Genomic DNA, 20,762 nt, shown 5'->3' with positions numbered 1-20,762 from the left:
GCCACTCACCACCACCGATGCACTCGATCAAGCTCTCCTTCCTGACGGTGTTGGTGCTTGCCGTCGCCGCGCAGCAGCCCGCCATGGCTCATCCGGAGTACCAGCGGGAGTTCCAAAACGTCTATACAAAGAAGCCCGGCGTCGAGAAGGACTTCAAGAACTTGGTCCGCTCGGCCAAGTGCTATATCTGCCATCAAGGCAAAGAAGACCGCAAGAATTACAATTGCTACGGGAAGGCGTTGACGGCCCACTTGGTCGAGGCGGACAAGAAGAACAAGAAAAAGATCGCCAAAGCCTTGGAGACGGTCGCCGCTGAGCCGTCGAACGGCGAAGGCTCGCCGACCTTCGGCGATTTGATCGCCAAAGGCGAACTCCCTGGCGGCCCGCTTGAGGAATCGAAGAAAGAACCTGCCGGCGGTTGAACCATCGAACCGCCCCAATCAATCTGGCGTAGTTGTCAGCGGACCTGCTGCGCCGCCGACCGGATTGGCCATCGCAACCCGCTTCACCCCCTTCGCCGATCTCACCACCGGATAGTGAATATGCTTCGTCGTTTGCTCGCCCTGATGGTTGTCGCTGGTGTCATCGCCCCAGCCGTGGCGTTCCCGCCGTTCCAGAAGCAGTTCCTCGCTAAGTACGCCGACGGCACCGACGAGGCGTTCACCAAGCTCGCCAAGGGCGACGCGAAGTGCTTCGTCTGCCACCAAGGTAAGAGCAAGAAAAACCGCAACCCCTACGGCCAGGCCCTGGCGGAACTGATCGGCAAGAAAGACCAGAAGGACACCGACAAGATCGTCGCCGCCCTCGAAGAGGTCGCTAAGAAGCCGAGCAACCCGAAAGACTCCAAGTCCCCGACTTTCGGCGAGCTGATCGAAGAAGGCAAGCTCCCCGGCGGCGACCTCGACGCTGTGAAGGCTGAACCCGCGAAGTAACCGTCACTGCGAAACTCAAACAGCAAACGGCCCGGGTCATTCGATCGGGGCCGTTTTCATTGGCGAAGGAATTGAGCCACAAAAGGCACAAAGAACACAAAGGCTCAAACCTGGGACAGGCACTGCCCAGCCGAACAGCCCTTTGTGTCCTTTGTGCCTTTTTGTGGCTAAACTTCTAAGAACCCAGAACAGGCGAACCGTCGTAGGGCAGGTCCCCAGGTTTAGCCGACGACAGGCCGTGGATCAGGTCCGCCAGCGCCGCGACGACTGCGTCAAAGTAAGCCCGGCCTTTCTCGGCGGTCGCCTGCGATGGATCGCCGCTCCCCGTGTCGGGGTGGCACTTCGACCACGGCCGCGGCGTCCAGACGCCCGGCTGATCCAGGCCCGCGATTTGAAAAGGGACCTTCTCGCCGGAGCCGGCCTCTTCGATCTCGACCAGCTCGGGGTCGGTGTGTAGCAGCAAACTCGTCTCCGATTCGTCGGCGTGATCGCCCGGCAGTTCAAACGTCTTCGCGCGCACGTCGGGCGCCATCAGGAACGCGTCGGCGACAACGATTAGCGCGCTGGTCTCCGATTGCAGGTCTCGCACCAACGGCTTGAACTGGTTGCCGCCGTGGGTGTTGACGATCACTAACCGGTCGATCCCCTGCCGTTGGAGCGACCGTACGACGTCGCGCAACAACGCTAGCGCCGTGGTGGTGGTGACGCTCACCGTGCAAAACTGGTCGAGCTGCTGTTCGTCGTTGCCGTAGGGAATTACTGGGAGCACGATCGACGCTGCGCCGTGTCGATTGGCTTCGCCGGCGGCCGCCTCGGCGTAGCGCACCGCGAGCAGCACGTCGGTCCCGTAGGGGAGGTGCAGGTTGTGCGCTTCGGTCGCCCCCCACGGCAGTACCGCCACGCACGGCGGGCGTTCGGCGATGCGGCGGAAGTTCGTTTCGAGGAGGACGTGATCGCGGATCGGCATCGGTTCGGCTCGCATCAAGGGCGTCAGTGATGCGGCTATTCTATCTCGTTCCGAGCCAGCCCGTGTGGGTGTCATGTGTTAGCTCGACGCCCCTCCCTCTCGGAAGGCCCGCCACCCGACTGGCGGCTTGCTCCCTTCGGAAGGGCAGATGGCGAACATCGCGAGCAAGAGCCCAACGATCAGACGGTTCTGATCGCGCGGATCGACCTGCCCGCCTACGGCGAGATACCCGTCGATCACCAACCACGCCGCCACTGCTAAGATTGCCAGATGAGCGCCCCGTAACGGGCGATAACAGGCGGTCAGCGCCAGCAGGAGCACGACCAGCCCTGCGATCGGTTCGATCCCCCACTGCAACGTCTCGGCGGCGCCGCAATGAAACACCAGCGGGCTCATCACCAACCAACAGGCCAACATCACTTCAACTGATCGGGCCCACATTGCACTACTCCTGGCCTAATGTGACGGGCTTGAGACTGCCGGCGCCGGCAAGCGACCTTCCCGTGACGATCGCTTGAGCCGACTCTTCCGCCGCGTCCGACGGATAGCCCCAGAACGCCTTCCATACCTCGGCGCCGCTGCCCGTCCGGCGCCAATGTTCGCGCAAATATAGAAGTGACGCCCAGACCTCATCGTAAGCGAAGTAGACCAAGGTCAATGAGATGACGGCGGTTATCAGACACGGGAAGCACCATGCGCCAACGACCCATCCCTGCATGAAGATGAGCACTGAGCTAACGATCCCAAGCGGGATAACATCGATACCAAAGAGCACAACCATCCACGGCCGGTACTGCCACCGACGCGTCGAGCCGGCGAGCCCGAAGATCACATCGCCCAGGTACGCCAGCGCTCCGATCGCCGCGTCCGGCGCCCGGAACCAGTTGTGCATCTGACCAGCGACTTCCGAATCCAGCACATCAAGCGTCTGCTTGCCAAACACCGGGTCCCACACTCCCGGGATCAATCGCCACTGGTACAGCGACATGTAAGCAGCGATCGCGAATGCGACGCCCGCCAAGACACACACCGGGATACGCTGCGACCAAGCGGACGGGTTATGTCCGAAGTAGTGAACCGACGCCTGCATGTCTCGGCGGATCGTGGGGTCAATCATCCCTGCGCTCGGGGTTGGTCAGCCGCCACGTCCGCGACGGGACGGGCGGGGGGTGAGTGAATCTCATCCTTCAATGTCGGCGGCTCGCCCAAACCGTTTATTTCGTACCAACGGGCGGGGTCTTCCTTCAAGCGGCGGAGCATCTCGGGGAGGGTCTCGCTCAATCGCCTCTTCGGTGACCAGTCCAGCGACCGCTTCGCAAGGCTGCAATCGAGCGGGTAGTGATCGTCCGCCATCTCGATCATCCACGGCTTGATGAACTCGTCTTCTCCCAAAGCATTCTTGACCCACGAGCCGGCGCGCGCAACCATCTCGGGGATTCGCACGGTCGTCCACTCTCGGCCGTAGAGTTGCTTCCCGATGCAATCCTGCAGTTCGCCATAGCTGAGGAGTTCGTCTTCAGCGACGAGCAAGGCCGTGAAGCCTTCGAGCTGTGCTCGCTTCGCGATGGCACAAGCGATTGACGAAGCGACGTCGTCTAGATGAATGAACGGCTGGCCCCGTGAGAGATCGCCTGGGAAGAAGTGGCTTTCAAAGTCCCGTTCGTAGATCCGCTTGATCTGTTGCGCAATCGGGATCGAGTTGCAATCCTCATCGTAGGCCCCGGCGATTCGCAGCGACACCGCAGCGATCTCACCACGGTGCTCCCGGATAACCCGTTCGGCGTCGAGTTTGGACTCGGGATAGTCCCAGCTCGCTTCCGTCGGCGAGTTCTCGTCAATGCGGGCGCCTTCCTCCTCTGCCGGCTTCATGACCAACATGCTGCTGCTGAAAACAAACTGGCCGACCTCGAACCGCTGCAATTGATCGAGAAGCCGTCGCGTTCCTTCGACAGTCAACTCTTGGTACAGCGGGCTCGGCTCGCCAGCGAAGTCATAGTAGGCGGCGAGATGCACAACACTTGCGATCCTTCCCCCGGCGGTCTCTCGTAACTGGGACATCGCCGCGGCTACCGATTCATCACTCGTGAGGTCGCATTGCAGCCATTGAATCCAGGAGAGCTTCTCTTCGGGAATGGTGATGTCCAGACCGTAGAGGTCGTATTGGTCCGCCAGCGACCGAGCGAGCGCCGAACCGATGCGCCCGGTGCTGCCAGTGATGACCACCACGGGCTTTTCGGTGGGGGGATAGCTCTGCATCATCCAACTTACCCTTCTGAAAGTTCTGTCAGTTCGTTTCCAAATCCTGTTTCGCAAGGACCATGCCGGAAAGTCCACTGACGGCTAAAAACGCCCCTCCCCCCGCTGTGGTGGCGTCAAAAGTCTTCCCGTAAACTGCGTCGCATGGAGAAACTAGAGCTACGCACGGCGACGATTGCCTTCACCGCTCGCCGGGACGCCGCCGGCGTGCCGCACGCCGAGTGCGGCTCGTGGTTGGAGGCCGTCTACGCCCTCGGCTACCTGCACGCGCTCGACCGGCCGACGCAGATGCACTTTGCCCGCACCGTCGCCCTAGGTCGCGCCGCCGAACGGATCGCCAACCGGCCCGAGATGCTCGAGATGGACCAATTCCTGCGGCGGTCAGGAGTTCATCGACGCCTCGGCGAAGAGGTCGGCATGCTGCCGCCGCGAGTGCTCCTCCAGCTCGAGTGGTACTGCCGCGGCGTCAACGACGGGCTACGCGAGGTCGGCCGCACGCTGCCGATGTGGGCCGTCGGCTTCCAACCGGAGGCGTGGAACCCCGAGGCAGTCCTCGCTATCGGCAACCTCTTGTCGTTCGCAGGTCTCGCCGTCGGCGAACAGGAGGCGAAGCGGGTCATCCTCGAGTTGATCCAGCTCGGCACCTCCGACGAACGTCTACGCGAGCTGTTTCGCCCTTACCTCGACGGCGTCGATTTCGGCCCGCTGCGCGAATTGAACTTCGCCAAACAATTGTCCGACGACGCGTTGGAGCTCCTCGCCGACTTGCCGCGACTCGCTGGCAGCAACGCCTGGGCCGTGGCGCCGTCGCGCAGCGCTACCGGCGGCGCGCTGCTCGCTTCGGACCCGCACCTCGAAGTCAATCGCTTGCCGGCGATCTGGTACGAGGCCGTGCTGCGTTGGCGCAGCGACGACGGCCGACACGAGTACGCGATGGGCGCCACGCTCCCCGGCTGCCCGTTGATGGCGGTGGGACGCACATCGCGGCTCGCTTGGGGCGTCACCTACATGCACGCCAACACAAGCGACTACTTCATTGAAGACATCCGCACGAAGCCCGACGCCGACGACGCGTGGCAGTACCGCCGCGGCGAGGAATGGATCGACTACCGCCCCCGCCTCGAACGCATCGGCCGCCGCGGCGCCAAGCCGGTCGATCAACTCGTTTACGAGAACGAAGTCGGCGTCCTCACCGAACCCCCTACGGAACCGGGCAAGCACCTCTCGGTCGCTTGGATTGGCGGCCGACCCGGCGGCGGCAAGGCGATCGCCACGTGGCTTGATGTGATCGCCGCTCCAACGACCAGCGACGCGATGGACATTGTGCGGCAATCGCCCCACCCCTCGCTGGTGTGGGTCTTCGCCGACTCCGCCGGTCACATCGGCAAGCAGGCGAGCGGTTGGCTCCCGGTACGATCGCGCGCCTCGGGACTCGTGCCCGTCCCGGCCTGGGACGCGGCCAATCACTGGCTCGGCGCCGTTCCACCGGAGAAGCTGCCGCGCGAGTACGACCCGGCTCGTGGCTTCGTCGCGTCGGCCAACGAAGAACTCTACCTAGCCGACGGCACGCCACTGCACTCGCACGGCCTGCACGACTATCGCCGCCGCCGCGTCGATGAGCGACTCACCGAGTTGCCCCGTGCGACGATCACGGACATGCAGGCGCTGCAGTACGACGTGCTCAGCCTTCACGCCCGCGACATGCTCCCAGTGTTGCTGACGCACATCGACGACGAGCACGCGCTCAAGCAGCGGCTCCTCGAATGGGATTGCCGATTCGACGCCGAGAGCCGCGGCGCCGCGCTCTTCATGGCGTTCTACCGTCACGTGTTGCTCGAGGTCTTCGGCCACAACACGGGCATCGGCCTGCGGCGGATGATTTACTTGGCGACGCGCATCGGTTACTCGGCGATGGTCCTCACGGCGTGTGACCGGACGCTCCCCAAGGTCACCAGCAGTTGGTGGAGCCAGCGCGACAAACGCACGATGATCCGCCGCGCCGCCGACCGTGCGCTGGCCGAACCGCAGCAGCGTTGGCGGGACGTCAACGCGTTCCACTTTACCGACCGGTTCTTCGGAGGGTCACGGGGGCTGACAACCACCGGGCGATTGCTCGGGTTCGAATCGCCGGTGACGCCGATGCCCGGCTGCCACGCCACGCCGTTCCAGGGGCACCTCAAAGTCACCGCGACGCGCGAGAGCACCTTCGCGCCGAGCTACCACTTCGTCACCGACCTAACGTCCGACGAGGCGTGGACCAACCTCCCCGGAGGACCGAGCGAGAACCGCTTCAGCCGCTGGTACAAGACCGACGTGCCGCGTTGGACAACCGGCGAATACAAGCGACTAGTCGGCATGCCCCAAGCAGGCCCCGACGGCGCATGAGGGCGAACCGGAATGCGTCAGCGGGCACTACAACGCGGCCCGGTCCGCCATTGCTCGCAACTCTTTCCGGCAATGGGGACAGACGGTCCAGACGATCTGAATACGCCCCTGTCGATCGAGCACCGCGTCGTGTTGCACGGCGGTGACGGCGTCGGTCCAGTCGCCGTCGGAGAGTTCGAAGAGATTACAGATACTGCATCGCTTCAACACGCCGAAGCCCGCGTCGTACGCGTGCGCGCTGAGCGGCGCCTCGCGTGGCGTCACGGAGAGTGTTTCGCTAAGAAACCCGAGCAGTCCCTGGTTGAGCGGCTCGACGCGCATCCGCATCCGCCGCTGGAAACCGGGTGAATCACAGCGAAATCGGAAATCAACCGCTTCACCACTACGACGTACCTGCGCGAAGATCGCTTTGTAGAGTTCGACGAGCGTGGCCCCGCGGATGTAACGCCACAGCGATTCACCAACGACGGTTTCCGGCTTGAGGTGGTCGGAGCCTTCGTTCTCGTCCGCGAACGCCGCCCAGTCGTCGCCGACATCGACGATACAGTCGCTGGCGTCGATCGCGTAGGTGACGCGATGGATCGGGCGTAGCGCGTCCTTGTCAGCTACCATTCATCGACCTCGCAACGGTTCGAACAAACTGAGTCCTGTCGATCGGCTTGGCGACAAACCCATCGCAACCGGCTTCAAAACACTTCTGCCGATCGCTCGGCATCGCATTCGCTGTGAGCGCCAAGATCGGCCCGGCGTAGCCTTGATTGCGGAGCCCGCGGGCGACGGCGTAACCATCCATCGCCGGCATCTGGATGTCGGTGACGACGCAGTGGAAGTCGCCGCCAAAGTCGGCCACCGTCGCCAATGCCGTCGCGCCGTTGTCAACGGTTGTCACTTCGGCGCCGACCTCCGCCAGGATCTGCTCCGCGATAAAACGCATATCGCGGCGGTCGTCCACCACGAGCACCTTCTTGCCGTCCAACCGCGGTAGCGCCTCAAGCAAATCGGTCTTGGAGTCCACTTCATCGATTGGCAGCACCTCTGGCCAGGGGAGCCGCATCTGGAAGACCGAGCCCAGCCCGACCTGGCTGCGGACGCGGATGACGCCCCCCATCTGCTCGACGAGTTGCTTGCTGATCGTCAGCCCGAGGCCGGAGCCCTCGTAGGCCCGATTCGACGAGGCGTCGAGCTGGCAGAACGGTTCGAACAGCCGCTCTACGTCGGCGGGGGCGATGCCGCCGCCCGTGTCGGCGACGCTGATCACAAGTTCACGCCGCACGCAAGTCCTTCGTGCCGACAGGATCACACGCCCGCCGGCGCCGAACTTGATCGCGTTGGTGAGCAGGTTGATGAGGACCTGCTTGAGCCGACGCACGTCGGTCCGCAGGCCCGCGTCGAGATTGTCGCGCAGCCGTCCCTCGAAAGTCACGCGGTTCTGCGCCGCCCGCGGCCGCAGCGTGTTGTAGGCGCCTGATAAGAGTTCACGGATGTTCGTAACGTCACTGGCAAGCTCAACACGCCGCAGCTCGATCTGCGAGAGGTCGAGCAGGTCGTTGATCAGGCTCAGCAGGTGCTCGCCGTTGGTGCGGATGATGTCGATGCAATTGCGGTCGTCGGGCTCCTTGAGCTGGCGGTCGAGGATATCGGCGAAGCCAAGAATCGCCGCCATCGGGCTGCGGATCTCGTGGCTCATCTTGGCCAGGAAGTCGCTCTTCGCCTCGTTGGCGAGCTTCGCGGCTTCGACGGCCGCCTCGAGCTCTTGCTCGGCCTGCTTGATGGCCGAGACATCCGCCGCCGAGACATAGAACCCGGTCACCTCGCCGCTTACGTCACGCTCGGGTCGGTAATCGATGATCACCGAGGCGTGTTGTCCGTCACGCCCCACCACGGCCTCGAAGTGTTGCGGCTCGCCGGCAAGAGCCGCCTTGATATACGGCATACACTGCGTCAGCGTCTCGGCGTCGAGCACTTCCTGGACCGACATGCCAATCAAATCGCTCGACGGAATGCCGAGCATCTCCGTGTAAGCGCGGTTGGCGAACTCGTAACGCAGGTCTCGATTCACGAACGACACGAGCACGGGGACCGCGTCGATCGCGCGTTGCAGCCGTTGCTGCGTCTCGTCGACCTGGGTCCGCGTGTCGACCAAGGCCTGGATGTCCGTCAGCGTGAGCGTCACGCCCGCCATCTCGCCCGAGAGCTCGTACGGGAGCATCCGCAAGAAGTAGGGCGTGCCGCTTTTCGAGACGACCTCTCGCTCAAAAATCTCCCCCGTATGGAGCACTCCCTCCAGCTTTGCCATCAACTCATCGAACTTAAGGCTGTGCGAGAACGACGCCAACGGACGGCCGACGTCGTGCGGCTCGAGGTTGAAGACGCGGCCGATACTCGGCGTGAAACGCCGGATCGTCAGCGTGTTGTCGAGGAAGACCGTCCCGATGTCCGTGCTGGCGATCAGGTGGTTCATGTCCTCGTAGAGCTCACGCAGCTCCGCGTTCTTGTTCTGATACTCGACGTTGACCGTGTGCAGCTCTTCGTTAACGGAGTTCAACTCTTCGTTGGAGCTTTGCAACTCCTCGTTGCTAGAGACCAACTCCTCGTTGGTTGCTTGGAGCTCTTCGTTGCTGGATTCAAGCTGCTCGATCGTCGATTGCAGGCTCTCCTGGCTCGCGGCGAGGTCGTCCTCGAGCTCACGGACGCGCTTGGTGAGCTCGCCCCCTTCGGTCGTAAACGCTACCACCGCGGCGTCCTCACCGGCGCCGGCTGTTGGCGCCGCCTTGCCGTCGCCCGTCTCGGCGAAGGTGATCGCCACATAGCGGCTGTCGTTGTGACGGAGCGAGACGGACTTCAACGTGATCGCAACCGTCTTTTCTGCGCCATCGGAGAGCGTTAGACGAGCCACTGGCAAGCGGAGCGTCGATTCGCTGCCGGAGAGCACACGCCGCACGCCGATCGACAGCACGCCCTGTAACGGCTCGGGGCAGAGGTCGAGCAGGTCAGTGCTCATCCGCCGGCCGCGTAGCGCCAAATACTTCTCGGCGCCGCCGTACATCTCGACCACGTGGCGGTCGCTATCCACCAATAGCGTTGGTGGGAGTAGCTCGTCGAGGAGCGTGTCGTAGAGTTGCTTCTTCCCCTCGGCGCCCGTCGGTTGCGGCGCTGCAAACGGCTTCGCCGTGCGGATCCGGGGCGTCAATGCAAAGGGGAGCGCCACGTCGTTCGGCAGCTTGGCGTCGCGCACTTTGCGGTAGAAACGGTACCGGTCGTGGAGCGTCTGGAACTCGGCGCCCAGGTCGCCGACCGTCTCGCTCGGTCCAAGGAACAACACGCCGCGTTGCTTGAGACCGAAATGAAACAACGTCATCGCGCGATTCTGCGCGGCGTTGTCGAAGTAGATGAGCAGGTTGCGGCACGACACCATGTCGAGCGACGTGAACGGCGGGTCCTGCAGCAGGTTGTGCGGTGCGAACAGCACCAGCTGGCGGATGTGCTTGCGGACGCGGTACTCGCCGTTGTGCTCCTCGAAGTGCCGCGCCAGCCGCTCACCCGAGACGTTTTGCAGGGCGTCCTCGCCGTAACTCGCCAGGCTTCCACGCCGCAACGACTCGGAATGGATATCGCTGGCGAAGACCTTGATATCAACCGGGTGGGCGCTCTCCTTGTTCAGCTCGTGCAACACCATGGCGAGCGAGTAGGCCTCCTCGCCTGTCGCGCACCCCGGTATCCAGACCCGCAGCCCCGCTTCGGGGTCGGCGTTCGCCAACAGTTGCGACGCGATCTGTTGCTCGAAGTACTCGAAACACGCCGGGTCGCGAAAGAACTTCGTGACGCCGATCAGCATGTCTTGGTAAAGCTGATCGAGTTGGTCAGCGTCCGACTTGAGCAGGTCGTAGAAGTCACTGAGCGAAGTGACGTTGCAGATCGACATCCTCCGATCGATCCGGCGCGTGACGGTCGCCGGCTTGTACTGCGAGAAATCAACCTGCAGACGATCTCGCAACAAACGCAGGATCTTGGACACCTCGTCCTTCTCGGGCTCGTTCTGGCCGTCGATGCCGACGATCCGCTTCACGATGATCCGCGGCATGCTCTCGGGCGGAACGACGTGATCGACGCATCCCGTCGCCTGCGCGCTGCGGGGCATGCCGGAAAACTTGGCGGTCGATTCGGTCTCGCACAGAACGAGGCCCCGCGTATTGCGGACGGCCTGGATGCCGCGCGAACCGTCACTGCCCGTGCCGGAGAGGATCACGCCGATCGCCCGGTCGCCGTACTCATGGGCGATCGACGCGAATAGCCGATCGATCGTCATGTGTGGCACCTCGTCGGCGTCGTGATCGCTCAGACGCAAGCGACCGTCCTGGACGACAAGGTCCTGCTTCGGCGGGATCACGTAGACGTGGTCCGCCTCGATCGGCTGGCCGTCCTCGGCGATCGTCACCCGCATCGAGGTGTGCCGGCCGAGCAACTTGTCCATCATCGTCTCGTAGTTGGGCGAGAGATGCTGGACGACGATGAACGCGGCGCCGGTCAGGTGCTCGAGTCCGTCGAAGAATCGTTCGAGCGATTGCAGACCGCCCGCCGAGGCGCCGATGCCGACAACAAAAGGGCGATCACTTTCCGCCATCGAGAGATTCGTGCGTGTCGGCGCTTCGATCCGAAACGGCTCCTACCCTCCTGCGGGGCCGATGGACTTGATGCTGGGTCGTCGTTGTAAACCGCCAGCCGGTCGCGGGTCCGTTCGCTCCGAGCGAGGTCCCCACCACAACTTGTTGGCAGACATAAGTATACGACGGACCACGTCAACTAGAAGAGCTTTAGGCTGGTCAACTTAAAGCCAACGGCTGGTCGCTATTCGATCAACCCCCGAACACAATCCACACACTCTCAGCGTTCCTAAGTCAATCGAACCCCGACGAAGGCCCACGATCCCTATTCGTGACTATTCGCGGGCAGGGACCTTCGCGTCGCTAACAAAAAGAGCACGCCGCCGGGCAACCCGGCGGCGTGCTCTCGATTGACGATAGAAGTTAACACGCCTAGCGGCCGCCGGACGCCGCCAGCTTGGCGCCCTTTCTATAAGCCGGGTCGAGATCGAACCGGTCGAGGTTCATCACCTTCACCCACGCCGCGACGAAGTCCTTAACGAACTTCTCTTCGGCGTCGTCGCTGGCGTATACCTCGGCGATCGCGCGGAGCTGGGAGTTTGAGCCGAACACCAGGTCCACCCGCGAACCGGTCCACTTCACGTCGCCGTCGGCGTCCTTCCCTTCGAAGAAGTGGTCGCAGACTTCCGACTTCTCCCACGTGAGGCCCATATCGAGCAGGTTCACGAAGAAGTCATTGGTCAGCTTGCCGGGCTCGTCGGTGAAGACGCCGAGCTTCGAGCCGTTGTGGTTCGCGTCGAGCACCCGCAGGCCGCCGACGAGGGCCGTCATCTCCGGCGCCGTTAGGTTCAAGAGATCCGCGCGGTCCACCAGCATCTCCTCGGCCACCCGTGTGCAGCCGGGGCCTTGGTAGTTGCGGAACCCATCGGCCTTCGGCTCGAGGTACGAGAACGATTCGACGTCGGTCATCTCCTGCGTCGCGTCGGTGCGGCCCGGCGCGAACGGGACCTCGACGTCGTGGCCGGCGTCCTTCGCCGCCTTCTCCACCGCCGCCGTACCGGCAAGTACGATCAGGTCAGCTAGCGAGACCTGCTTGCCGTCCTGCGCCTCGTTGAACTCCTTCTGGATCGCTTCGAGCTTCGTCAACACCTTATCGAGCTGCTTCGGCTCGTTGGCGGCCCAACCCTTCTGCGGCTCCAAGCGGAGGCGAGCGCCGTTGGCGCCGCCACGCTTGTCGCTGCCGCGGAACGTCGAGGCCGACGACCACGCCGTCGCGACCAAGTCCGACACCGACAGCCCCGACTCGAGGACCTTCGCCTTGAGGCCGGCGATGTCGTCCTCGTCGATCGACTCGTAGTCCGCCTCGGGCACGGGGTCCTGCCACACTTGCGGCTCGGGGACCTCGGGACCGAGCAGAAGCACATACGGCCCCATGTCGCGGTGCGTCAGCTTGTACCACGCCTTCGCAAACGCCTTCTCGAACTCCTTGGGGTTCTCGTGGAAACGCTTGGAGATCACCGCGTAGTCCGGATCGATCTTCAGCGCGAGATCGGTCGTGAACATGATCGGCGCGTGCGACTTGGAATCGTCGTGCGCGTCGGGCACTGTCCCCTTCGCCGACTCTTCGACGGGCGTCCACTGGTGGGCGCCCGCGGGGCTCTTGGTGAGCTCCCACTCGTACTCGAAGAGGTGCGTGAAGTAATCGTGCGACCACTGGGCCGGCGTCGTCGTCCACGCGCCTTCGAGGCCGCTAGTGATCGTGTCGCCGGCGTTGCCCGTGCCAAACTTGTTCTTCCAGCCGAGGCCCTGCTGTTCGATGCCGGCGCCCTCGGGTTCGGCGCCGACATTCCCTTGTGGCGTCGCGGCGCCGTGCGCCTTGCCGAACGTGTGACCACCCGCGATCAGCGCGACGGTCTCTTCGTCGTTCATCGCCATCCGGCCGAACGTGTCGCGGATGTCCTTCGCCGCCGCCAGCGGGTCAGGCTTGCCGTTAGGGCCTTCGGGGTTCACGTAGATGAGGCCCATCTGCACCGCGGCGAGCGGGTTGTCGAGTTCGCGGTCGCCCTCGTACCGCTTGTCGCCGAGCCACTCGGTCTCAGGTCCCCAGTTGATGTCCTCCTGCGGCTCCCACACGTCGGCGCGGCCGCCGGCGAAGCCGAACGTCTCGAAGCCCATCGACTCCAGCGCACAGTTGCCGGTGAGCACCATCAGGTCGGCCCACGAGAGCTGCTTGCCATACTTCTGCTTGATCGGCCAGAGCAGGCGGCGGGCCTTGTCGAGGTTGGCGTTGTCGGGCCAGCTGTTGAGCGGCGCGAAACGCTGCGTGCCGTAGCCGGCGCCGCCACGGCCGTCCGTCACACGGTAAGTGCCGGCGCTGTGCCAAGCCATGCGGATGAAGAGCGGGCCGTAATGGCCGTAGTCGGCGGGCCACCAGTCCTGCGACGTGGTCATCAGCTCCTTGATGTCTTCCTTAACCGCCTTGAGGTCGAGCTTCTGAAACTCCTCGGCGTAGTCGAACCCCTCGCCCATCGGGTTCGACGCGGGCGAGTTTTGGTGCAGGATCGACAGGTCGAGTTGGTTGGGCCACCAGTCGCGGTTCTGCATGAACTGCGTCGGCTCGCTCGCGGCGCCCGCGCCCATGACGGGGCACTTGGCCATATCGGCGGTCGGCGCGTTGTCGCCCGCGGGCTTCGTTTCGAGCTTGCCGCCGTCTTCGGCGTGGGCCGTCACGCCGCAGCATCCGACTGCGACCATGGTCAGTAGCGTTCTCGCCGCCATTATCTGCCTCATTCCAGGAGGTGCATTGGGAGAAGGGCCGACGCCTAGCGTGGCCGCCCAGGCAGAGTATTGTAGGCTTTTTTCGCCATAAATCCAATGCATCGCTATCATAACTGCGATGCGTTTCCTGCATGCTTTTTTCTAGGCGAAGCGTTATGGACACCGAACAACTCCGCCAATTCCTCGCCGTCGCCCGGATGGCCAACATCACCCGCGCCGCCGACGCCCTAGGCATCTCGCAGCCGGCGCTGAGCCGCTCGATCCAGCGCCTCGAAGAGGAGTTCGGTCTGCCCTTGCTCGAGCGCAAGACACGCTCCGTCGAACTCACCGACGCCGGCGCGCTCGTCGAACGCCGCGCCGAGATGATCCTCGGCATCCTCGACGACACGAAGGCCCAGATCACCGATGACGGCCGCAGCGGTCGCCTCCGCCTCGGCGCGATCCCCACGATCGCCCCGTACTTCCTGCCCGACTTCCTGCGATCCTTCCGCGACAAGTTCCCCGCCGTCGAGATCGTTATCCAAGAAGACACCACCGACAACCTGTTGACCCGCTGCAAGCTCGGCGAGATCGACCTCGCGCTGCTCGCCTTGCCGATCGCGGCCAAATACGTCGATACCGAGGAGCTGTTCAAAGAAGAGCTGCTGCTCGCCACACCGCTCGACCACCCACTCGCCACCAAAAAGCGCGTGACGCTCGCCGACGTCGAGCCCTACCCCTTCGTGCTGCTCGGCGAAGCGCACTGCCTCACCAACAACATCGTCAGCTTCTGCCAACAGAAGTCGTTCCAGCCGGTGGCCGTCGAACAGACGAGCCAGCTGGCGACCGTGCAAGAACTGGTCTCACTGGGCCACGGCGTCTCGATGATCCCGGCCATGGCGTGGCGCTGCGACACGGCGCCGTCGCGAGTCTACCGCTCGTTCGACGGCGCCAAGCCACAGCGAACCATCGCAATGGCATGGAACCCCTACCGCTTCGAGAGCCGCTTGCTGGTGACGATGCGCGAGCAGCTACGTCAGCACTGCCGCCAGATCACCGAGTCCTCTCCCGTGAGCCGTCGGCGCTAGCCGCGGGTAGCGCAATCTTACGTGTCCCCAGCACCACCGGCGGCTAGCGCCGACGGCTCAATCCGATTGCTTCTAGTCGTCTAGGTACCGAATGACTTGTTTCCGCATGCCTCCATGGCTTTTAAGCTCGGTCCTCCTCCTCGCTCTCGCTTCACTCTGCCGCAGCGAAGCGACGATTGAGAAGGTGACCGTCGCTGCCAACCGCATCACGATCGTCTGCGATTGCGACGGAGAACCCGAGCTCTCGCTGCGCGAGCATCCGCTCTGGTCAGACGCCCCCATCGCCACGTGGCTTATTGACGGGCCGGCGAAGCGTCACACTTTTGAGTTGCAACGCCGCCCGACGGATGGAAGCAACGAACGCGACCGATTGCTTTCACGCTGGTCGGTCGGGCCGGCAGTCGAAGAAGCCCCTGCTTCGATGCGCTATGCCGACACGGTAACGACCGCCGTCGCAACGCCGCACCCGACGCTACGCAGCAAGAAAGGTCTGGGCGGCTTCGACGTTGGGCGTGGCTTCCTGAGCGACATCGAGGACCTCGGCGTCTCGACCGTCACGGTCAACGTCATGCTCGACTTTCTCCACAACCAAGCCGCCAAAGGGCGCGACGCCTTCACGCACGCCGGACAACAGTTCCACATCGATCGCGGCGCCATCGCCCGGCTCGACAAGACGCTCCAGTTCGCCGCGGATCACGAGCTGCTGGTCTTCGCCATCATCCTCCTGCCCAAACCCACTGGGGAAGATTCGCCGCGCGACGCGATGGCGCATCCCGACTACGAACCCGAGGGGATGTTCCCCATGCCCGACGTCACGTCGCAACGGGGCGTCACGGCATACTCGGCTGCGCTGGAGTTCCTCGCGCAGCGTTACCTCCAAAGCAGTGGCCCGCGTATCCATCACTGGATCCTCCACAACAAGGTTGATGCGGGGCTCGTCTGGACCAACGCCGGCAAAAAGTCACTCGACGAGTTCCTCGACCTCTACGCTAAGTCCCTGCGGATCGCTCACCTTACGGCCCGACAGTACGACGCCAACTCACGCGTCTTCGCCTCGGTGACGCACTCTTGGACGCGACCCGAGGAGCCCCGCTTCTACGCCGGGCGTGAGGTGCTCGAAGGTCTCATTGCTCGCAGCCAAGCGCACGGTGACTTCGACTGGGGGATCGCCTACCACCCCTACCCCCAGTCGCTCTTCGTCCCCGAGACGTGGCGTGATGAAGAGGCGATCGACTCGCCAGACTCGCCACTGGTCACCTTTAAGAACCTCGGCGTCCTCGTTGATTGGGCCCGCGACCCTGTCAACCGCTTCAAGGGCGAAGCCGTCCGCGATATCTACCTCACGGAGCAAGGCTTCCACTCCCGCGACTACAGCGACCGCGAACTCGAGCTGCAATCCGCGGCGCTCGCCTACGCCTGGCGGCGCCTTGCACAGCACCCCGAGATCAAGGCGATGCACTACCACAACTGGATCGACAACCGCCACGAGGGCGGCTTACGCATCGGCCTCCGCAAGTTCCCCGACGACGCGGACAACCCCGGCGGCGTGAAGCCCATCTGGAACCTCTACCGCGACTTGGGTGAGCCGAACGAAGAGGCCGCCATGCAATTCAGCAACAAGATCATCGAGTCGGGCGGCGACGGACGCTGAAGTCGAAGAACCAGACGCCAAGAGACGCCGGCTGATTACGTCCACCACCCTCACCAGCCGCGGGTGGCCACGCCCCCTTCGCCCACATCCACCGCTAGCAAGCTAGCGGTGGGCTGGATCGGGTTCTCTCCGTCACGAGAGATATCCGTATTTTCATCGATCTGGCCAGATATTGGCCATGCCACTGCAGTTGGAAATCGTTAGTTTCCGCATCTTCGCACACGCCCTTGTCACGCGCTCGTCGATATTTTCTTAGGGCAAGCCGTACCGGAGCCGGAACGTGGATTACCAGACGACTTACGACCAGTACTGGCGCCGGCCGGACCGTGTTGGAGAGCATTCCTTCTCACAGCAGGGGGTGGATCAGGTAGCGCAAGAAGTCCAGCGCTGCGTCGGGCTCGGTAAGGTCCTCGACGTCGGCTGCGGGCACGGGCATCTGGTTCGCAACCTCAACACTCGCGGCTGCGACGCTTGGGGAGTCGATGTCTCGAACGTCGCCGTCGACGCCGCCAACGAGACTTGCCCCGGCAGGTTTCGCGTTGGGGACATCCTCGCCCTGCCCTATGAGGACAACTCCTTCGATTGCGTCATCAGCACCGACTGCTTCGAGCACCTGCTCGAAAAGGACGTTCAGCCGGCGCTCGCCGAGCTGCATCGGGTGTCGCGGGGTTCGGTCTATTTGCGGATCGCGCTCACTGCCGACCGCGACAACAAGTGGCATCTGACCATTCAGAATCGCGAGTGGTGGGAAGCCCAGTGCTTCGCCGTCGGCTTCCGCAAGCACCCTCGGCACTTCCTGGCGAGCCCCTTCGGCTGCCTCGACGCCGAACTGCACCGCTGCACGATCGTCCTCTCGAAACTCCCCAGCGAGGCCAACGAGCGGTACACGATCGAGGCCCTGCAAGACGAACGGCAGTTGCACATGGACATGAGCCGCGAGCCGGGGCGCCGCTCCGACGCGCACATCGTCCGCTACTACGAGGCCGCGCGTTCGGTGCGGCCCGGCGACCGCGTGCTCGACGCCGCCTGTGGCCTCGGCTACGGCTCGACCGTCATCACGCAGAACTCGCGCTGCGCGTCGTACGTCGGCGTCGACAACAGCGACTACGCCGTTGACTACGCGCGGGCCAACTTCCCCAGCGGCGCCGACGATATCCGTTTCGAGAAGGGCTCGCTCCCCGAGTGCCTGGAGCAATACGACGACGCCTCCTTCGATTTCATCGCCAGCTTCGAAACGCTCGAGCACCTCCGTGACCCACGCCCGTTCTTGCAAGAATGCAAGCGTCTGTTAACGCCGGGCGGGCGATTGATGGTCAGCGTTCCCAACGACTGGGCCGACGAGACGGGCGTCGACCCCAATCCTCATCATTTCCACGTCTACGACTGGAGCAAGGTCCTCAAAGAGCTTCGCGACGAGGGCTATCGGATCGAACGCACCGTCTCCGAGACCGTCAGCCGCCGCAAAGAGAACGGAAGGTGGACGAACTACGGCTACGAGTGGACCGAGCACGACGTCGAGGCCGCTCGCGGCAAGCCCGGCGAATGGTGCATCGTACTGGCGATGAAGAGCCCCTTCGACGTGTCGGACAAGGCGTTCCACAACTCGGCGTTCAGCGAGGCGGCTTGCGAGTCGCCGACGAACGTCATGGCGTACGCCGAGCAGTACGAGAACCCCTGGCTCGTGCCGAGCCTCGTTACGCGTGGCTTGCGGACCGATCGCAAGCAGCTCCGCCGCGACATGGCCCAGCAAGTCCTCGACCGCCGAGTCCCCAACGCCGACGAGGCCGCCGCCCTGTGCGTCAAGGCGTACACGCTGCTCGGCGACGGCGCGGCGTGGCGCGACGTCGAAGACCTCCTGCAACGCTGTGAACCCCACACGCAATCACGCGACTGGGACAGCGCTAAGCCGATCGAGACCCGTTGGGCCGTTTCGCTGACTTACGTCGGCGCTCTACTGTCGCTCCAATGCGGCCAGCGCGATCGGGCCAAACAGCTCTTCGAAGCCTGCGCTTCTCTGCCCTTCCTGTGTTACGCCCCGATCCTCGCCACTAAGACCGTCAGCGCCGCGCTGCGACGCGCGAAGCTCGCGCTCGTCGATCACGACCACGAGGCGGCGCGGACGTGGTTCACACGCGGCGTCGAAGCCAGCCGGCTTGCCGCTACCCAAGACTGGGAAGCGATCTTCGGCGACCTCACACGACAACCCCTGCCGGTGTTCCGGGAGCTGGCCGAGGTAGTCGAACTCGGCGCCCAGTGCATGGCCGGCCTAACGCTCTTGCAAGGTGCCGCTCCGGGCCCGGTCTACTACGAACAGCTCGACGCGTCGAAGGCGGCCGACATCGAAGCCCTGCTCGCCTACCAGAAAGTTCAAAACGACGCGATCCAGTGGCATCAAGAACAGATGCGGAACCTGCAACACGCCGCCGAGTTCTGGCACGCCCGCGCCAATGACAAGACTAACCCCGTCGAGCGCGTACGGAAGCGCCTGTCGCGGAAGCTGAAGAAACTCCAGAACGCCTTACTGAGACGGCCGCAACTGCAGGGTTAATCCTCGTGATCAACTCCGCACGTATTGCTTAGCCATCGATTAGCGCGCCTCGACAACAATCTCGGCGTCCTGAGCGCCCGGCGGCGTCACCGTGTACGACACGCCGCTGGTGCTTGGCGAAGCGTGCTTCAACGCGACGACTTGCATGCGACCGTGACCGGCGTGCTCGTCACCCAGCATCTGTGTGTTGGCCGCAGCGTCCGGTGGCAACGCTTGAACGACCACAACGTGATAGTCGCCCGCCTGCGCGCCGTCGTCGTTCTTATAGGTCCCGAGCACGAAGTTCCCGTCGGCGTCGATACGTCCCCGGGGTGATGGACCCGACGCCTTCGGCACAAACTCGATCGTCGCATTACGCACCGGCTCGCCCGTCGTGAATCGGACGGTCCCGCTCACCGGGTAAAGGGGCGGGCGACCATCGCCGCAACCTATCGTGAACGCGAGCAGGGCGATCGGCAATGACTGGCTATAGCGATGTATCATTGCGTTGTGCAAGTTGCCGATCTGGCTGCGGTTAGAAGTACGGGGACTCGGTTAGGTCCAGTTCATACTCATCATTGCGACGACACATCGACCCGAGCGTTTGAGTGTCGATCTCATTAGCGACGACCCGCACCGAGCCGTCCGCCATGACGAACGGGCAGACGCCCTGATGCCAGCTGCCGAACCCGATAACCTCCCGGATCGTTTCGTCATTCGGCCCGCGCGCGATACCTATCGACGGCCCGCCGATGCGAGCGAACGCCGGCAGGTCACGACCGTTGTACAACGGTCCGTTCTCTGGCGGCTGCGCAAGTCGTCCCTGCGGGATATGCATCTCGCCTGCGAGAGCCGTGTGGCTCACGCCATCGACAAGGTCCTTCATCCGCACCTTGTCGAGCCACCCGCTCGGTAAGCCATCGCGGCACAGCGGTCTGCTCGAGATAATCACGCCCGTGCCGTTGCCACCGAGCCAGTACGAGTAGATGTCGCCGTAGGAGCCGCCCGTGAAGTCGCCGTGATTCGCGGCGTAGTCGCCGGTCACACCGCCGACGAGCTTCACCGTTTCGGTGAAGCTACAGCCGCAGGGGTAGGTGTACTCTTGCTCATACTCCCCCGTGTCAACAACCGCTTGGTCGATACTCCTTCGCGACGGGCATACGTAGATCGGCGGGGCATGGTCCCGAAGCCGAGCCTCGTGCGAATTAAAGGAACCGTAAAGGTTCCAATCCGCCGCAGCAGCGCCTTCTTCCACGTAGGGCAGTATCCGCGCCAGCCACGACGGCTGATTGGTCTCACAGGCGTTGCCGTCGTAATCGACGCGCGAGCGCAGTCGCGCCGGCGGAAAGGCGCGGGTCGCATCGTGCAGTTGCAACGTCGCCAAGCCGATGTTGCGAAGATGGCTCTGGCACTGCCCGAGTCGCGCCGCCTCACGCGCCGCTTGCACAGCGGGGATGAGCAGGCCTACCAACATCCCGATGATAGCGACCACTACCAACAGTTCCACCAGCGTGAACGCCCTGACCGCCCGGCTCCGCCTGCTCATCAATTCAATCATGGTCGATCGATAGGTGACTCGGTAGGCAATCATTTCGTGA

General features: G+C 63.6%; 15 protein-coding genes. 6 read left to right on the top strand and 9 right to left on the bottom strand.

The window, feature by feature from the left end:
- The first annotated feature begins 17 nt into the window (after nucleotides 1–17).
- Together Spa11_RS03935 and Spa11_RS03930 are read left to right on the top strand one after the other, a co-directional pair.
- Complete coding sequence (locus Spa11_RS03935; RefSeq protein ID WP_145108214.1) at nucleotides 18–422, top strand: hypothetical protein; 405 nt, start codon at nucleotides 18–20, stop codon at nucleotides 420–422.
- A gap of 120 nt (nucleotides 423–542) precedes the next feature.
- A complete protein-coding gene (locus Spa11_RS03930; protein WP_145108212.1) occupies nucleotides 543–932 on the top strand; it encodes a hypothetical protein in 390 nt (129 codons plus the stop codon).
- 175 nt (nucleotides 933–1,107) lie between these two features.
- On the opposite strand, the gene Spa11_RS03925 is transcribed toward Spa11_RS03930, so the two are convergent.
- The 4 genes from Spa11_RS03925 to Spa11_RS03910 form a co-directional block, all read right to left on the bottom strand.
- Nucleotides 1,108–1,914, bottom strand: coding sequence for a creatininase family protein (locus tag Spa11_RS03925; protein ID WP_197529718.1), 807 nt, complete (start codon nucleotides 1,912–1,914; stop codon nucleotides 1,108–1,110).
- Between the two features lie 63 nt (nucleotides 1,915–1,977).
- Complete coding sequence (locus Spa11_RS03920; protein WP_145108208.1) at nucleotides 1,978–2,340, bottom strand: SPW repeat domain-containing protein; 363 nt, start codon at nucleotides 2,338–2,340, stop codon at nucleotides 1,978–1,980.
- Between the two features lie 4 nt (nucleotides 2,341–2,344).
- Entirely contained in the window at nucleotides 2,345–3,016 is a 672-nt protein-coding gene (locus Spa11_RS03915) for a vitamin K epoxide reductase family protein (RefSeq protein ID WP_145108206.1), read from the bottom strand.
- A complete protein-coding gene (locus tag Spa11_RS03910) occupies nucleotides 3,013–4,158 on the bottom strand; it encodes an NAD-dependent epimerase/dehydratase family protein (RefSeq protein WP_145108204.1) in 1,146 nt (381 codons plus the stop codon). Before Spa11_RS03910 ends, Spa11_RS03915 begins: the two co-directional genes overlap by 4 nt.
- Before the next feature lie 141 nt (nucleotides 4,159–4,299).
- Between Spa11_RS03910 and Spa11_RS03905 the strand changes: the two genes are divergently transcribed.
- Nucleotides 4,300–6,540: a penicillin acylase family protein gene (locus Spa11_RS03905; RefSeq protein ID WP_145108202.1), complete on the top strand. Its 2,241-nt coding sequence runs from the start codon at nucleotides 4,300–4,302 to the stop codon at nucleotides 6,538–6,540.
- Between the two features lie 27 nt (nucleotides 6,541–6,567).
- Here the strand turns inward: Spa11_RS03905 and Spa11_RS03900 are convergent, their stop codons facing one another.
- The 3 genes from Spa11_RS03900 to katG all read right to left on the bottom strand — a co-directional run bounded on the left by Spa11_RS03900 (nucleotide 6,568) and on the right by katG (nucleotide 13,895).
- On the bottom strand, nucleotides 6,568–7,152 hold the full coding sequence (locus Spa11_RS03900) for a hypothetical protein (protein WP_145108200.1): 585 nt from the start codon (nucleotides 7,150–7,152) through the stop codon (nucleotides 6,568–6,570).
- Complete coding sequence (locus tag Spa11_RS03895) at nucleotides 7,142–11,161, bottom strand: chemotaxis protein CheB (protein WP_145108198.1); 4,020 nt, start codon at nucleotides 11,159–11,161, stop codon at nucleotides 7,142–7,144. The genes Spa11_RS03900 and Spa11_RS03895 overlap by 11 nt, the downstream gene beginning before the upstream one ends.
- A gap of 412 nt (nucleotides 11,162–11,573) precedes the next feature.
- On the bottom strand, nucleotides 11,574–13,895 hold the full coding sequence (gene katG, locus Spa11_RS03890) for a catalase/peroxidase HPI (protein WP_391503304.1): 2,322 nt from the start codon (nucleotides 13,893–13,895) through the stop codon (nucleotides 11,574–11,576).
- 179 nt (nucleotides 13,896–14,074) lie between these two features.
- Here katG and Spa11_RS03885 point away from each other — a divergent pair, with 179 nt between their 5' ends.
- From Spa11_RS03885 to Spa11_RS03875, 3 genes are all read left to right on the top strand, one after another.
- A complete protein-coding gene (locus tag Spa11_RS03885) occupies nucleotides 14,075–14,986 on the top strand; it encodes a LysR family transcriptional regulator (protein WP_145108194.1) in 912 nt (303 codons plus the stop codon).
- Nucleotides 14,987–15,092: 106 nt separating this feature from the next.
- The gene (locus Spa11_RS03880) at nucleotides 15,093–16,637 is read left to right on the top strand and encodes a DUF5722 domain-containing protein (RefSeq protein ID WP_145108192.1); all 1,545 of its coding nucleotides are present in this window, start codon (nucleotides 15,093–15,095) and stop codon (nucleotides 16,635–16,637) included.
- Nucleotides 16,638–16,917: 280 nt separating this feature from the next.
- A complete protein-coding gene (locus Spa11_RS03875) occupies nucleotides 16,918–19,185 on the top strand; it encodes a methyltransferase domain-containing protein (protein WP_145108188.1) in 2,268 nt (755 codons plus the stop codon).
- A 39-nt stretch (nucleotides 19,186–19,224) separates the two neighbouring features.
- Here the strand turns inward: Spa11_RS03875 and Spa11_RS03870 are convergent, their stop codons facing one another.
- Complete coding sequence (locus Spa11_RS03870; protein ID WP_145108180.1) at nucleotides 19,225–19,668, bottom strand: carboxypeptidase-like regulatory domain-containing protein; 444 nt, start codon at nucleotides 19,666–19,668, stop codon at nucleotides 19,225–19,227.
- Nucleotides 19,669–19,699: 31 nt separating this feature from the next.
- Complete coding sequence (locus Spa11_RS03865) at nucleotides 19,700–20,755, bottom strand: DUF1559 domain-containing protein (protein WP_145108176.1); 1,056 nt, start codon at nucleotides 20,753–20,755, stop codon at nucleotides 19,700–19,702.
- Nucleotides 20,756–20,762 lie beyond the last annotated feature (7 nt).

The sequence above is a fragment of the Botrimarina mediterranea genome (genome assembly GCF_007753265.1).
GTDB lineage: Bacteria > Planctomycetota > Planctomycetia > Pirellulales > Lacipirellulaceae > Botrimarina > Botrimarina mediterranea.
Note: the sequence above shows the minus strand (reverse complement) of the source record. Positions and strands in the feature narration are given on the sequence as shown.